We start from the raw sequence: 14,139 nt of genomic DNA on the forward strand, positions 1-14,139 counted from the left end.
TTCGTGAAAACATAAAATAATGAATGACAGTCACTGAAATGTTTATTCCGAAAGCTTACTTACTCAACCAGACTTACAAAAAACATCGTTCCGATCTGTCTCAGCGTATCGCTAATGAGAAAGCGCTGATCTCTGGAGACCTGGTACGTTTGTTAAGGGATCCTAAAAAGCATAAGAGGGGGGTTGTCTCTGCTTTTTTCAGCCGGGAGAAATTCCCGATTCTGGGTAACGAAGGCGCTGAAGAGGAGCTGGAGAAAATCATGAAACTGTTTCGCGACTCCGGCTATCAAGTCTCTTTGGAAAAGTCGGATGATGGATTCTCACTCGACCTCGACTGGACGGAAGCGGGTATCTCCTGAAGATTGACCTGCTGAAATATTAGAGAATGGTTCAGAGAGTTTCTTCGGCGGAGAACTCTCTGTAATTACTCTACGGACTTTAGCTGATCGGGCACCGCGTTAAGAATATCCGCTGTCTTTTATGACCCTCTTACTTTCTGACTCGCTACCCAGGCCGCCTGAACGGTCTGGTATTGGCTGATGTTGTGCCCGCTTTCCAGCTCGCTCGGCGTCAGAATTCGAGCATGTGCACCATGCTGATTCATCTGGCTCATCATCTCTTTCTGGCTGCTATTCAGGGTGATGCCCAGCATTTTCTTCGTGCGTTTAGCGGCGCGGTGAATGGCCTGCTGGTCTTCCTTCGCCAGGCTTTCCCTGCGCTGTTTATTGATCACCAGCAGATAGACGTGACCGTTGGGATACGCGGACCTCTTTGGCTGCCTGCCAGGCCTGAATTTCGTCGCCGCTGTCCAGATTAACCAGCAGTCCGTTCAGCTTTCCGTCACGTAATGCCTCAGTAATCTGCGTATTCCATGGCATTTCTACGACGCCGGCCCCTGCATTTTCCAGAAAGGGCTGATGCCAGAAGCTGGCGGTGCGCCAGGTGGTATTACAATTGCAGACTATGCCGAGGACATCAGGCCGAGCAATATCAATGCAAAAATGGCCTTAAGTTTCATAATCTGTCCTTGAATCTCTGAAATGAGAGGGCGGGTGAAGCGAGTAAAATGCAGCATTAATGAATGAATATGCATTGCTTGTTTGTTGTTCGTTATTAGACTTGTTAATAAGTGATTAGAAATATCAATTTCATCTAATGATTGGCCCGAGTTATAGTCTCGCCATCGCTCCTTTCTGATGAGATGTTAATTCGTGATAACTTATTATTTTCAAGGTCTTATGCTTGGTGCAGCCATGATTCTGCCGCTCGGGCCGCAAAATGCCTTTGTAATGAATCAGGGGATTCGCCGCCAGTATCATTTAATGATTGCGCTGCTGTGCGCGGTGAGTGATTTGCTGCTGATTTGCGCCGGTATTTTTGGCGGCAGCGCGCTGCTGATGTCATCTCCGTGGCTACTGGCGTTGGTGACATGGGGAGGCGTCGCCTTCTTACTGTGGTACGGTTTTGGGGCACTGAAAACGGCCATGGGCAGCAATATTGAGCTGGCCAACGCCGAAGTGATGAAGCAGGGGCGCTGGAAGATTATCGCCACCATGCTGGCGGTGACCTGGCTAAACCCACACGTGTATATCGACACCTTTGTCGTGCTGGGGAGCCTGGGAGGGCAACTGGACGTTGAGCCAAAACGCTGGTTTGCGCTGGGCACCATCAGCGCTTCGTTCCTGTGGTTCTTTGCATTGGCACTGTTAGCGGCCTGGCTGGCGCCGCGTCTGCGGACGGCGAAAGCACAGCGCATTATTAACCTGGCCGTCGGCATCGTCATGTGGCTTATCGCATTTCAGTTGGCAAAAGAGGGCGTTGGGCACCTGCAGGCACTTCTTAACTAAGCGTCATCTGATGGACTTTCATCGGACAACGGCTAAGCTTGCAGGCAAGACCCCGTTGTCGGGTGATAACCATGGAGATACAACAGTGAAGTTTAAAGTGATGGCTCTGGCTGCAGTAATCGGGTTTAGCGCAATGTCAGTGCAGGCAAATGAGTTGCCGGATGGTCCACATATTGTCACGTCAGGGACGGCGAGCGTGGATGCGGTACCGGATATCGCGACGCTTTCTATCGAAGTGAATATTGCGGCTAAGGACGCTGCCAGCGCTAAAAAACAGGCTGACCAGCGTGTTGCGCAATATCTCTCCTTCCTTGAGCAAAACGGTGTAAACAAGAAAGATATCAGTTCAGCCAATCTGCGCACTCAGCCGGATTATGACTACCAGAATGGGAAAAGCGTGCTGAAGGGGTATCGTGCGGTGCGTACCGTTGAGGTGACGTTGCGCCAGTTGGATAAACTTAATTCTCTGCTCGACGGCGCATTGAAAGCCGGATTGAATGAGATCCGTTCGGTCTCGCTGGGCGTCGCGCAGCCGGACGCATACAAAGATAAGGCACGCAAAGCCGCCATTGACGATGCCATTCATCAGGCGCAGTCGCTGGCATCTGGGTTCCACAGCAAGCTGGGGCCGGTATACAGCGTGCGTTACCACGTTTCTAATTACCAGCCGAGCCCGATGGTGCGCATGATGAAGGCTGACGCAGCGCCAGTTTCCGCACAGGAAAGCTATGAGCAGGCCACCATTCAGTTTGCCGATCAGGTTGATGTTGTGTTCCAACTGCAGCCTGAACAGGCCGCAGCTCCCGCTCCGGCAGCAGCACCTGCTCCCGCAGCAGCGAAGTAATCAACGCTAGAATAAAAAAGCCCTCGCGATGCGAGGGCTTTTTTTTGGCCTTAATCCTGACGCAGGACTTTATGTCCGTAGGCGAGTAGGGCATCGGTCACTTTGCGCATCATGCGGCTTTCTGGCGCAAAGCGGTGCCAGTACAGCATACGGCGTTGGAACAGCCCTGGGGTGAGATCGATGAGCTCGCCGCTGGCCAGCTCTTTCTCGATTTGCAAATGTGGGATCATGCAACAGGTCGTGCCCTGTCGCGCCAATTGAACGAAGGCTTCCGACGAGTTAACAATATGGCAGGGAACGCTGCCCGGCGGCAGGTCGAAATTCTGTTGCAAGAATGCCTGGTGCATATCGTCGAGATGGTCAAAGGCGACGGCAGGGGCCTTCAGTAGCGCAGAGCGCGTTACGCCATTAGGGAAATAGCGTTCGGCGAAGGCTTTGGAGCCGACGAAAAGGTAATCAAGCGCCCCGAGCTGATCGACCAGACAGCTTGGCAATGCCTGCGGTTGGATACTCACCGCGCCAACCACTTCACCGCGACGCAGACGTTCCTGGGTGCGTGTTTCATCTTCCACCTGAAGGTTGAGGCGGATTGGGGAGTTGTTCAGAACTTCCGATAAAGCCGGCAGCAGCCAGGTAGCCAGACTGTCGGCGTTGACCGCCAGCGATAGCAGCAGCGGCGTTGAACCGGTTTGCTCATCACCCAGCCACTCTTCTTCCAGCAGCTCAACCTGACGCAGTAACGCCAGCAGCTTTTGCCCCTGTTCGGTTGGGCGGGGCGGAACAGTACGTACCAGCAGCGGCTGGCCGAACATATTCTCCAGCTGCTTAATGCGCTGCGAAACGGCGGACTGAGTAATGCACAGTTTCTGCGCGGCGCGTTCAAACCCACGTTCCCTGATAACGGCATCCAGCGCCTGTAGTGTTCTGTAGTCCGGACGTTTCATTGCTCTGAGGTACTCCCGTATAGGTGTTATCTGCACTATGACATAAATTTACCGTAGATACAGACGAAAATGGTTTGCAGATTACCGTGACATTGCTCACGTGTTGACGTTGTCATCCGCGATGCCCCTCCTGAGACCGGCCCGTGACTCGAATTGTTGCAGAGTTCTGTTCTATAATGCGCGCAGATGAATGACACCACAGGCGAAACGATCATGACGCAGGATGAACTGAAAAAAGCAGTTGGCTGGGCAGCCCTTCAATACGTACAGCCGGGTACGATTGTGGGTGTGGGTACGGGATCTACCGCGGCGCACTTTATCGATGCGCTGGGCACCATGAAAGGACAGATCGAAGGCGCTGTCTCCAGCTCTGATGCCTCTACCGAGAAATTGAAAAGCCTCGGCATCACCGTGTTCGATCTGAATGAAGTTGACCGCTTAGGTATCTATGTCGATGGTGCGGATGAGATCAACGGCCACATGCAGATGATCAAAGGCGGCGGTGCGGCGCTGACGCGCGAAAAAATTATTGCGTCCGTGGCGGATAAATTTATCTGTATCGCCGATGCCTCGAAGCAGGTCGATATCCTGGGCAACTTCCCACTGCCGGTGGAAGTTATTCCAATGGCGCGTAGCGCAGTGGCCCGTGAGCTGGTCAAACTGGGCGGTCGTCCGGAATATCGTCAGGGTGTGGTTACCGACAATGGTAACGTGATCCTTGATGTTCACGGCCTGGAAATTCTGGATGCTATTGCTCTGGAAAACGCCATCAATGCGCTTCCTGGCGTCGTCACCGTTGGCCTGTTCGCTAACCGCGGCGCTGACGTAGCGCTGATCGGTACCGCCGATGGCGTAAAAACTATCGTGAAATGATCTGATCCGGGGGGAATGACAATTTCCCCTGTTTTTTTTATTTAGGCCAAATTTGGTGACTTGTGTCACATTTACAACCCCTTCCTTATTAACATCCCACGTTTAGTTTCTGCTTTAGCATTTTATGCTGGCATTTTGCTCTGCATGACGCTTCTTCATGACCCCGACGCAAACGTTCATATTGCCGCAATATTTATTTTTGATATGTTGCTTAGATGAACTTTCGTTCAGCACAACATCAGTAAAACAAAGACAGGACGGGGAAATGGCTAAGGTATCACTGGAAAAAGACAAAATTAAGTTTCTGCTGGTTGAAGGCGTGCACCAGAAGGCGCTGGATAGCCTTCGCGCTGCAGGTTACACCAATATCGAATTTCACAAGGGTGCGCTGGATACCGAACAGCTGAAGGAGTCGATCCGTGATGCTCATTTCATCGGCCTGCGATCCCGCACGCATCTGACGGCAGAGGTTCTCGCCGCCGCAGAAAAACTGGTCGCTATTGGCTGTTTCTGTATTGGTACTAACCAGGTTGATCTGAAAGCAGCGGCAAAACGCGGCGTGCCCGTGTTTAACGCCCCCTTCTCCAACACACGTTCCGTGGCGGAGTTGGTGATTGGCGAACTGCTGCTGCTGCTTCGTGGCATTCCAGAAGCTAACGCCAAGGCGCACCGCGGCGTGTGGAATAAGCTGGCTGCGGGCTCCTATGAAGCGCGCGGTAAAAAATTGGGCATCATTGGTTATGGCCACATCGGTACGCAGCTTGGGATTCTGGCTGAATCGCTGGGGATGCACGTCTTCTTCTACGACATCGAAAGCAAACTGCCGCTGGGCAATGCCACGCAGGTGCAGCATCTTTCCGATTTGCTGAACATGAGCGATGTGGTGAGCCTACACGTGCCGGAAAATGCGTCTACCAAGAACATGATGGGTGCGGAAGAGCTGGCGCTGATGAAGCCTGGCGCGCTGTTGATTAACGCCTCTCGCGGCACGGTTGTTGATATCCCGGCGCTGTGTGCGGTGCTGGCGAGCAAACACCTGGCCGGTGCCGCCGTTGACGTTTTCCCAACGGAGCCTGCAACTAATAGCGAACCGTTCACGTCGCCGCTGTGTGAATTCGACAACGTGATCCTGACTCCGCACATTGGGGGATCTACTCAGGAAGCGCAAGAAAATATCGGTCTGGAAGTGGCGGGCAAACTGGCCAAGTACTCCGACAATGGCTCGACGCTGTCTGCGGTGAATTTCCCTGAAGTATCGCTGCCGCTGCACGGCGGACGCCGTCTGCTGCACATCCATGAAAACCGTCCGGGCGTACTGACTGCGCTGAACCAGATCTTTGCTGAGCAGGGCGTCAACATTGCCGCACAGTATCTGCAAACGAACTCAGATATGGGTTATGTGGTTATCGATATTGAAGCGGAAGAAGATGTGGCCGAGAAAGCCCTACTGAGCATGAAGGCGATTCCTGGCACTCTGCGCGCTCGCCTGCTGTACTAATCTTTCCTTCACGGGCAGGCTAATGGCCTGCCCGTATTCCGTCTGCCCTCCCTGCGTCATCTCCCTTTCTGCAACCGATACATCTCAGTTACGAGCCTCGCCGCAAACGGTGATGAAAGGCTTCGCTGGGCCTTGTTCACGTGAGAAAGCCACTGACGATAGAGGCTCTGCATGGGGCTGATACGGAAGAGCCCCTACCGAAGCAGGGGCTCTTAAAAGGAAGGGATAATGATGAGACTCGTCATCATGCTGCTGATTCTGTTAATCATCGCTTGCCCAGCATATTAACAGTATTTACGCAGGAGGGAGGTTAGCCTCCCTCACCCTTTACCGGGGAATTTAGGTCAAAAATACAGCGCTGTCGATCGATGGAAAATGGCTACCACTGCCACACTTTGGCGGGGGTGACGACGGCGGGAAGGGGGATATCCCACTCTTCTACCGGCAGAGCTTCTACCTGCTGGCAGTCATGCGCGTAGCCAACGGGCTGAATGCCGTGCGCCTGCCAGTTTTGCAAGGTGCGATCGTAAAAACCGCCGCCCATGCCTAAACGCTGCCCGTGTTCATCAAAGGCAACCAGCGGGGTAATCAATACGTCAAGCTGATCTAGCGGCAGTACATCCCGTACGTCGAGTTTTGGCTCGCTGATTTTCAGGCGATTTGTCACTAGCTGACTTTGCGGATGATAGTGAAGGAAGAGCAAATTACCCGCACTAAACGGGTGCAGTACCGGTAAATACACGCGCTTGCCAGCCTGCCAGAGCTGTTCAATCAATGGTTGGGTATCGAGCTCACCGTCAAAGGACAAAAACACGGCGACGGTTTGCGCCATAACGACCGGAGGCCAGGCCAGCATACGGGCAGCGGCCTGTTGGCCAAACTCAATTTGTTGTGCTGAGGTGAGCGCACGACGACGCTGCCGGATAAACTGGCGAATGTCTTGTCGGGAGAGAATATGCACTGGAAGCTGTGTCATAACGACCGGTAGGTAGAAGGGGAATCTCCGAGATGCCGCCGCAGGCTGTAACCCTTGAACCCTTGGTTCAAGGTGAATGCGTCGTCACAGTTTTAAGGCTTCTCGGACGGACCGAGCATGCTCACCAACCATGGAGCGCCACATTCTTGTGGTATGAAATATCGGCTCAGGGGACTGGCCCGCTTGCGAACATCTCAGAGAAATTTTGTCTTCACAGTCACTCTACCATAGTAAACTGCAAAGTGTTATTCAAACTTTGGCCCTGACTTATCAGATGTGCGACCCTGGTCAAGCAACGCTTGTTCAATGGTCTGTTGCAGCATCCGAATGCGCTGTTCCATGCTGGAAGCATAGTCGCGCGTCTTCGCCTTTTCCTGAGTTAACTCGTAGCTGATGTTCAACGCGGCGATGAAAACCAGCTGCTCAGTATTTGTGACTCTAGTGCGTTCTTTCAGATCTTGCAACCGCTGATTCAGATCGTCCGCAGCCTGATTCAAAGCATCCCTTTGTTCAGGCGGGCAATTCACTCGCAGTGAACGGCCAAAAATATGGATATCGACGGGTTCTGCAGACATGCCACCTTCCTGCTGATTGACTGCGCGACCTTCACTCTCAGGATGTGAAGGGGCGACACTATAGCTACCCTGGTATGAACATACAAGCCCTTTTCTGGTATCTCCAGGGTCCAAAGTGGTAGCATATCATGAAATTCTCCCAACAATGACGAATGCGCATGTCTATACAGAACGAAATGCCGGGTTACACCGTGGTGAACCAGCAACTAAACCAACAAGGGGTGGGTCTGACGCCTGCTGAAATGCACGGCCTGTTAAGCGGCCTGCTGTGCGGCGGCAACAAGGACAGCTCCTGGCAGCCGCTGGTTCACGACCTGACCAACGAAGGTCTGGCCTTCGGTCACGAACTGGCCCAGTCATTGCGTGCAATGCATGCGGCAACCAGCGATGCGCTGGAAGATGACGGCTTTCTTTTTCAGCTTTATCTGCCCGATGGCGAGGACGTTAGCGTGTTTGAACGCGCCGATGCGCTCTCTGGCTGGGTGAATCATTTCCTGCTGGGGCTGGGTATGGTGCAGCCAAAGCTGGATAAAGTGAAAGACGAAACCGGCGAAGCCATTGACGATCTTCGTAATATTGCGCAACTTGGTTATGAAGAAGATGAAGACCAGGAAGAGCTGGAGATGTCGCTGGAAGAAATTATCGAATACGTTCGCGTAGCCGCGCTGCTGTGCCACGATACGTTCACCCGCCCGCAGCCGACAGCGCCTGAAGTTCAAAAACCAACATTACACTAACCGTACCAGCTCCGTTTACCGCGCAAAGACGCCGACGGGGCGCTTAGGGATTGAAAGGAGATGTCATGACACAGCAAGCGTTTCTCCGCCGTCGCCAGCAGCTGCTGGCGCAGATGAAGCCAGGTAGCGCGGCGTTGATTTTTGCCGCGCCAGAGGTGACTCGTAGTGCGGACTCCGAGTATCCCTATCGCCAGAACAGCGATTTCTGGTACTTCACGGGCTTTAACGAGCCGGAAGCCTTGCTGGTGCTGATTAAAAGCGATGACACTCACAACCATAGCGTTCTGTTTAACCGCGTCCGCGATCTGACGGCTGAAATCTGGTTTGGTCGTCGTCTAGGACAAGATGCGGCACCGGAAAAACTGGGTGTCGATCGCGCGCTGGCATTCAGCGAGATCAATCAGCAGCTGTATCAATTGCTGAACGGTCTGGATGTGATTTATCACGCGCAGGGCGAGTATAGCTGGGCGGATGAAATCGTCTTCACCGCATTGGATAAGCTGCGTAAAGGATCGCGTCAGAATCTGACCGCGCCGGATTCGATGATCGACTGGCGTCCTATGGTGCATGAAATGCGCCTGTTCAAAGACAGCGAAGAGATCGAAATCCTGCGTCGCGCAGGTGAAATCAGCGCGCTGGCGCATACCCGCGCAATGGAAAAATGCCGTCCTGGGATGTTTGAATATCAGTTGGAAGGAGAAATTCTGCATGAGTTCTCCCGCCACGGAGCCCGTTATCCGTCCTACAACACCATCGTCGGCGGTGGTGAAAATGGCTGTATCCTGCACTACACCGAAAATGAATCCGAGCTGCGCGATGGCGAGCTGGTGCTGATTGATGCTGGCTGTGAATACCTGGGTTACGCCGGGGATATCACCCGCACTTTCCCGGTCAATGGTAAATTCAGCCCGGCTCAGCGCGCGATTTATGACATCGTGCTTGCCTCGTTGCATAAAGCGCTTGAGCTGTATCGTCCCGGCACCTCTATTCAGGAAGTCACTACCGAAGTCGTGCGTATCATGGTGACTGGCCTGCAGGGGCTGGGGATCCTCAAGGGGGAAGTCGAACAGTTGATTGCCGATAATGCCCATCGCCCGTTCTTTATGCACGGCCTGAGCCATTGGCTGGGGCTGGATGTTCACGATGTCGGCGCGTACGGCGCCGATCGTTCTCGCGTGCTGGAGCCTGGTATGGTGCTGACCGTTGAGCCCGGCTTATACATTGCCCCGGATGCTGACGTGCCGGCGGAGTATCGTGGTATCGGTATTCGCATTGAGGATGACATCCTTATCACCGAAGACGGTAATGAAAACCTCACCGCGACGGTGGTGAAAACGGCCGACGAGATTGAAGCGCTAATGGCGGCGGCGCGCCAGCTATGAGCCTGATTATTGTCGGCGGTGGGATGACCGGCGCGACGCTGGCATTAGCCGTGTCGCACCTCACGGCTGGCCGCTTACCGGTTCATTTGGTTGAGGCTGCGGATATTAACGCCGCCCAGCATCCGGGGTTTGATGCCCGGGCGATTGCCTTGGCTGCCGGTACCTGCCAGCAGTTGGCGAAAGTCGATCTTTGGCAGGCTATCGCTGACTGCGCGACGCCTATCACGACCGTCCACGTGAGCGATCGTGGGCATGCTGGTTTTGTTACTCTTGATGCAGCCGACTACCGTCTGGCCGCGTTAGGAAATGTCGTTGAGCTGCACGATGTGGGGCAACGCTTATTTGGTTTGCTGCACAAAGCACGCGGCGTAACGCTGCACTGCCCATCAAGGGTGACGCAGGTGGTACGGCAAACCGACGGCGTCAGCGTCACGCTGGATAACGGCGAAACGCTGAATGGCAAACTGCTCGTGGCCGCTGATGGTTCGCGCTCGACGCTTGGCGAACAGTGCGGCATTCATTGGCAGCAGGAGCCTTACAACCAGGTCGCGGTCATCGCGAACGTGACCACTGCGGTTGCTCACCAGGGGCGCGCCTTCGAACGCTTCACCGAACATGGGCCGTTGGCGATGCTACCAATGTCGCAAAACCGCTGCTCGCTGGTGTGGTGTCATCCGCTGGCGCGTCATGACGAAGTATTAAGCTGGTCTGATGCGCGTTTTTGTCGTGAGCTGCAGCAAGCGTTCGGTTGGCGATTAGGCCGTATTACGCAGGCCGGTGCGCGCAGCGCTTATCCGCTTTCGTTGACCACGGCTACGCGAACCGTATCGCATCGCCTGGCGCTGGTCGGCAACGCGGCGCAGACGTTGCATCCGATTGCAGGTCAAGGATTCAATCTCGGTATGCGCGATGTGATGACGCTGGCGGAAACGTTGACGCAGGCGCATCACGCCCACCAGGATATCGGCGACTACGCGCTACTTTGTCAGTATCAACGCCAGCGCGCGGAGGATAAATCCGCCACCATCGGCGTCACTGATAGCCTGGTACATCTGTTTGCTAATCGCTGGGTACCGCTGGTTGTCGGGCGTAACGCAGGGCTGATGGCGATGGAATTGTTTACCCCTGCACGCGATTGGCTCGCGCAGCGGACGCTGGGCTGGGTCGCCCGCTAAGAGCAGTTAAGGAGTTAATGTGCAAAGTGTTGATGTTGCCATCGTAGGCGGTGGAATGGTCGGGCTGGCGGTGGCCTGCGGTTTACAGGGCAGCGGCCTGCGGGTAGCGGTACTGGAACAATCGCAGCCACAGGCGCTGGCCGCCGATGCGCCACCGGCGCTGCGCGTGTCGGCGATTAATGCCGGCAGCGAAAAACTGTTGTCAAAGCTGGACGTTTGGTCGGCCATTGTCGCTCAGCGTGCCAGTTGCTATCACGGTATGGAAGTGTGGGATAAAGACAGTTTTGGCCGCATCGCGTTTGACGATCGCAGCATGGGCTACAGCCATCTCGGCCATATCGTCGAGAATGCGGTTATCCATCAGGCCCTTTGGCAGAAAGCCGAACGCTGTGCCGACGTGACGCTGATGGCGCCTGCCGAACTCCAGCAAGTGGTGTGGGGCGAGAACGAAGCTTTTCTGACGCTGAAAGACGGCAACATGCTGACCGCTCGTCTGGTGGTCGGGGCCGATGGCGCCAACTCCTGGCTGCGCAATAAGGCTGATATTCCGCTGACCTTCTGGGATTATCGCCATCACGCGCTGGTGGCGACGGTACGCACTGAAGAGCCGCACGAAGCCGTTGCGCGTCAGTGCTTCCACGGAGAAGGGATCCTGGCGTTTCTGCCGCTGTCCGATCCACACCTGTGCTCTATCGTGTGGTCACTATCACCGCAGGAAGCTGAACGGATGCAGCAGGCCAGTGACGCCGATTTTAATCAGGCATTGAACATTGCCTTCGATAATCGTTTGGGGCTGTGTCAGGTCGAAAGTGAACGGCAAATCTATCCGCTGACTGGCCGCTATGCGCGCCAGTTTGCTGCTCATCGCCTGGCGCTGGTCGGCGATGCGGCGCACACCATTCATCCGTTAGCCGGGCAGGGCGTGAATCTGGGCTTTATGGATGCCGCGGAACTTATCGATGAGCTCAAACGCCTGCATGCGCAGGGCAAAGACATAGGGCAGCATTTCTATCTGCGCCGCTATGAGCGCAGCCGCAAGCACAGCGCTGCGCTGATGCTGGCGGGAATGCAGGGTTTCCGCGAACTGTTCGCGGGCGAAAACCCGGCGAAAAAACTGCTGCGTGATATTGGTCTGAAGTTGGCGGATACGCTGCCCGGAGTAAAACCGCAGTTGATTCGTCAGGCGATGGGTCTGAATGACCTGCCCGAGTGGCTTCGTTAAGCCGATCACACTTTTCCTCCCGGCGGCTCTGCCGGGGGGCTTCCCCCTCATTTGAAAAAATCTAATTTTACGCCATTTTTCGCATTAGATTTTTTAATCCACTCGTTTTCATGTTACGAAAAACACGCCTGCTTTTCCGCATGAAATATCATCTTATGCTGAATGTCTCGCCATTATTGTTAATTATATGTGGCGTATTTCGCTTTTTTGCAGTTGATCATTCTGTATGATTTTTGGCGGCTTTTGGTCATAAGCTAATGTGATGTCCCTTTTTTCCCGATGGTTTAGCACGGTGTTCGGTGGTAAGTTCAGGGAAAAGAGAACGTTTGCGTCGGCACCTGAAAGGGCGTCGTCGTTAGTTTTTGTGGTGCGATATATTCAACGAGGACATGATGGCTCAACAAACGCCTTTGTATGACCAGCACGTGTTATGTGGCGCGCGCATGGTAGATTTCCACGGCTGGATGATGCCGCTGCACTATGGCTCGCAGATTGATGAGCACCACGCGGTGCGTACTGATGCCGGGATGTTCGATGTGTCGCATATGACCATCGTTGATCTGCACGGCAGCCGGACCCGCGAGTTCCTGCGCTACCTGCTGGCGAACGATGTCGCCAAGCTCACCAAACCCGGTAAAGCGCTTTATAGCGGTATGCTAAATGCATCGGGTGGCGTAATTGATGATCTCATCGTTTACTACCTGACCGAAGATTATTTCCGCCTTGTCGTCAACTCAGCTACCCGCGAAAAAGACCTCTCCTGGATTACCCAACACGCCGAACCGTATGCCATTGATATCACTGTCCGTGACGACCTGTCGCTGATTGCGGTACAGGGCCCGAACGCCCAGGCGAAAGCAACCAGCTTGTTTAGCGATGAACAGCGTCACGCGGTTGAAGGGATGAAACCTTTCTTTGGCGTGCAGGCGGGTGATTTCTTTATCGCCACCACCGGCTACACCGGTGAAGCTGGCTATGAAATTGCGCTGCCGAAAGAGCAGGCCGCTGATTTCTGGCAGAAACTGGTGCAGGCGGGCGTGAAGCCTTGCGGTCTGGGCGCGCGCGATACGCTGCGTCTTGAGGCTGGCATGAACCTGTACGGCCAGGAGATGGACGAAAGTATCTCTCCGCTGGCGGCAAATATGGGCTGGACTATCGCCTGGGAGCCGGCTGAGCGTAACTTTATCGGTCGCGAAGTGCTGGAGCTGGAACGTGAGAAAGGCACCGAACAGTTGGTTGGCTTGGTGATGACTGAAAAAGGCGTGCTGCGCGGCGAACTGCCGGTCCGCTTTACCGATGCCAATGGCAACGCCCGTGAAGGGGTGATCACCAGCGGAACGTTCTCGCCGACGTTAGGCCACAGTATTGCACTGGCTCGCGTCCCGGCTGGAATTGGCGAGACGGCGATTGTGCAGATCCGTAACCGTGAAATGCCGGTGAAGGTCACGAAACCTATTTTTGTACGTAACGGTAAATCCGTAGCGTAACCCATTATTATTCTGGAGATTCTTTGATGAGCAACGTACCAGCAGAACTGAAATACAGTAAAGAACATGAATGGCTGCGCAAAGAAGCTGACGGCAGCTACACCGTCGGCATCACCGAGCACGCGCAGGAATTACTGGGCGACATGGTGTTTGTTGACCTGCCGGAAGTGGGTGCCACGGTGAGCGCTGGCGACGACTGCGCGGTAGCTGAGTCCGTTAAAGCGGCCTCCGATATTTACGCACCAATCAGCGGCGAAATTGTGGCCGTCAACGATGAGCTGGGCGACTCTCCGGAGCTGGTTAACAGCGAACCGTACGCCGGTGGCTGGATCTTCAAAATCAAAGCCAGCGACGAAGCCGAAGTTGCCGCGCTGCTGGATGCGACCGCATACGAAGCTCTGCTCGAAGACGAATAAATACGCTTCATACTTCGCGCTGCAGGCGCGTTGGCTGCGTTCGTTCAGCCCAGTCACGTACTTATGTACGCTCCTGGGCATTCACTTACTTGCCGCCTCCCTGCAACGTGAATTATTTTGCGTATTTGGCGTAGTTTGTAGGCCTGGTAAGCGAAGCACCACC

General features: G+C 54.4%; 15 protein-coding genes and 1 other RNA gene. 11 read left to right on the top strand and 5 right to left on the bottom strand.

What is annotated here, in order from left to right; all coding sequences use genetic code 11:
- The first annotated feature begins 23 nt into the window (after positions 1 to 23).
- Positions 24 to 359: a hypothetical protein gene (locus KCR01S_RS13625; protein ID WP_061283262.1), complete on the top strand. Its 336-nt coding sequence runs from the start codon at positions 24 to 26 to the stop codon at positions 357 to 359.
- A gap of 119 nt (positions 360 to 478) precedes the next feature.
- On the opposite strand, the gene KCR01S_RS13630 is transcribed toward KCR01S_RS13625, so the two are convergent.
- Complete coding sequence (locus KCR01S_RS13630) at positions 479 to 733, bottom strand: hypothetical protein (protein WP_061283263.1); 255 nt, start codon at positions 731 to 733, stop codon at positions 479 to 481.
- 478 nt (positions 734 to 1,211) lie between these two features.
- Between KCR01S_RS13630 and argO the strand changes: the two genes are divergently transcribed.
- Together argO and KCR01S_RS13640 are read left to right on the top strand one after the other, a co-directional pair.
- Positions 1,212 to 1,847: an arginine exporter ArgO gene (gene argO / locus KCR01S_RS13635; protein ID WP_061283264.1), complete on the top strand. Its 636-nt coding sequence runs from the start codon at positions 1,212 to 1,214 to the stop codon at positions 1,845 to 1,847.
- 85 nt (positions 1,848 to 1,932) lie between these two features.
- Positions 1,933 to 2,691 (top strand): oxidative stress defense protein, encoded by a 759-nt coding sequence (locus KCR01S_RS13640; protein WP_061283265.1) that lies wholly within the window; start codon positions 1,933 to 1,935, stop codon positions 2,689 to 2,691.
- A 50-nt stretch (positions 2,692 to 2,741) separates the two neighbouring features.
- On the opposite strand, the gene argP is transcribed toward KCR01S_RS13640, so the two are convergent.
- A complete protein-coding gene (gene argP, locus KCR01S_RS13645) occupies positions 2,742 to 3,635 on the bottom strand; it encodes a DNA-binding transcriptional regulator ArgP (RefSeq protein WP_052281981.1) in 894 nt (297 codons plus the stop codon).
- 213 nt (positions 3,636 to 3,848) lie between these two features.
- Between argP and rpiA the strand changes: the two genes are divergently transcribed.
- Both rpiA and serA read left to right on the top strand, forming a co-directional pair.
- Positions 3,849 to 4,508, top strand: a complete 660-nt coding sequence (gene rpiA, locus KCR01S_RS13650; RefSeq protein ID WP_061283315.1) for a ribose-5-phosphate isomerase RpiA — start codon at positions 3,849 to 3,851, stop codon at positions 4,506 to 4,508.
- Between the two features lie 265 nt (positions 4,509 to 4,773).
- Positions 4,774 to 6,006 carry a phosphoglycerate dehydrogenase gene (gene serA, locus KCR01S_RS13655; RefSeq protein ID WP_061283266.1) on the top strand — a complete coding sequence of 411 codons (1,233 nt, stop codon included), beginning with the start codon at positions 4,774 to 4,776 and terminating at the stop codon, positions 6,004 to 6,006.
- 379 nt (positions 6,007 to 6,385) lie between these two features.
- Here the strand turns inward: serA and KCR01S_RS13660 are convergent, their stop codons facing one another.
- The 3 genes from KCR01S_RS13660 to zapA all read right to left on the bottom strand — a co-directional run bounded on the left by KCR01S_RS13660 (position 6,386) and on the right by zapA (position 7,557).
- A complete protein-coding gene (locus tag KCR01S_RS13660; RefSeq protein WP_061283267.1) occupies positions 6,386 to 6,982 on the bottom strand; it encodes a 5-formyltetrahydrofolate cyclo-ligase in 597 nt (198 codons plus the stop codon).
- 20 nt (positions 6,983 to 7,002) lie between these two features.
- A non-coding RNA gene (gene ssrS, locus KCR01S_RS13665) (6S RNA) lies at positions 7,003 to 7,186 on the bottom strand.
- Positions 7,187 to 7,227: 41 nt separating this feature from the next.
- Complete coding sequence (gene zapA, locus KCR01S_RS13670) at positions 7,228 to 7,557, bottom strand: cell division protein ZapA (RefSeq protein WP_052281984.1); 330 nt, start codon at positions 7,555 to 7,557, stop codon at positions 7,228 to 7,230.
- 158 nt (positions 7,558 to 7,715) lie between these two features.
- On the opposite strand from zapA, the gene KCR01S_RS13675 reads away from it, so the two are divergent.
- The 6 genes from KCR01S_RS13675 (at position 7,716) to gcvH (ending at position 13,976) form a co-directional block, all read left to right on the top strand.
- Positions 7,716 to 8,294: a YecA/YgfB family protein gene (locus KCR01S_RS13675; protein ID WP_146751548.1), complete on the top strand. Its 579-nt coding sequence runs from the start codon at positions 7,716 to 7,718 to the stop codon at positions 8,292 to 8,294.
- 65 nt (positions 8,295 to 8,359) lie between these two features.
- Entirely contained in the window at positions 8,360 to 9,676 is a 1,317-nt protein-coding gene (pepP, locus tag KCR01S_RS13680; RefSeq protein WP_061283269.1) for a Xaa-Pro aminopeptidase, read from the top strand.
- Complete coding sequence (gene ubiH / locus KCR01S_RS13685) at positions 9,673 to 10,851, top strand: 2-octaprenyl-6-methoxyphenyl hydroxylase (protein WP_061283270.1); 1,179 nt, start codon at positions 9,673 to 9,675, stop codon at positions 10,849 to 10,851. The genes pepP and ubiH overlap by 4 nt, the downstream gene beginning before the upstream one ends.
- 19 nt (positions 10,852 to 10,870) lie before the next feature.
- Positions 10,871 to 12,073: an FAD-dependent 2-octaprenylphenol hydroxylase gene (ubiI, locus tag KCR01S_RS13690; RefSeq protein WP_061283271.1), complete on the top strand. Its 1,203-nt coding sequence runs from the start codon at positions 10,871 to 10,873 to the stop codon at positions 12,071 to 12,073.
- Positions 12,074 to 12,465: 392 nt separating this feature from the next.
- Positions 12,466 to 13,560, top strand: a complete 1,095-nt coding sequence (gene gcvT, locus KCR01S_RS13695; protein WP_061283272.1) for a glycine cleavage system aminomethyltransferase GcvT — start codon at positions 12,466 to 12,468, stop codon at positions 13,558 to 13,560.
- Positions 13,561 to 13,586: 26 nt separating this feature from the next.
- Positions 13,587 to 13,976, top strand: a complete 390-nt coding sequence (gcvH, locus tag KCR01S_RS13700) for a glycine cleavage system protein GcvH (RefSeq protein WP_052281990.1) — start codon at positions 13,587 to 13,589, stop codon at positions 13,974 to 13,976.
- Positions 13,977 to 14,139: the final 163 nt, after the last annotated feature.

Origin of the sequence: Kluyvera cryocrescens NBRC 102467 (assembly GCF_001571285.1) — a bacterium.
In the GTDB taxonomy this organism is placed as follows: Bacteria; Pseudomonadota; Gammaproteobacteria; order Enterobacterales; family Enterobacteriaceae; genus Kluyvera; species Kluyvera cryocrescens.

Coding starts and splice junctions, on each gene's coding strand:
- pepP (WP_061283269.1), top strand. CDS start 8,360: ATGACACAGCAAGCGTTTCTCCGCCGTCGCCAGCAGCTGCTGGCGCAG.
- ubiH (WP_061283270.1), top strand. CDS start 9,673: ATGAGCCTGATTATTGTCGGCGGTGGGATGACCGGCGCGACGCTGGCA.
- argP (WP_052281981.1), bottom strand. CDS start 3,635: ATGAAACGTCCGGACTACAGAACACTACAGGCGCTGGATGCCGTTATC.
- zapA (WP_052281984.1), bottom strand. CDS start 7,557: ATGTCTGCAGAACCCGTCGATATCCATATTTTTGGCCGTTCACTGCGA.
- serA (WP_061283266.1), top strand. CDS start 4,774: ATGGCTAAGGTATCACTGGAAAAAGACAAAATTAAGTTTCTGCTGGTT.
- KCR01S_RS13675 (WP_146751548.1), top strand. CDS start 7,716: ATGTCTATACAGAACGAAATGCCGGGTTACACCGTGGTGAACCAGCAA.
- gcvH (WP_052281990.1), top strand. CDS start 13,587: ATGAGCAACGTACCAGCAGAACTGAAATACAGTAAAGAACATGAATGG.
- KCR01S_RS13660 (WP_061283267.1), bottom strand. CDS start 6,982: ATGACACAGCTTCCAGTGCATATTCTCTCCCGACAAGACATTCGCCAG.
- KCR01S_RS13625 (WP_061283262.1), top strand. CDS start 24: ATGACAGTCACTGAAATGTTTATTCCGAAAGCTTACTTACTCAACCAG.
- gcvT (WP_061283272.1), top strand. CDS start 12,466: ATGGCTCAACAAACGCCTTTGTATGACCAGCACGTGTTATGTGGCGCG.
- rpiA (WP_061283315.1), top strand. CDS start 3,849: ATGACGCAGGATGAACTGAAAAAAGCAGTTGGCTGGGCAGCCCTTCAA.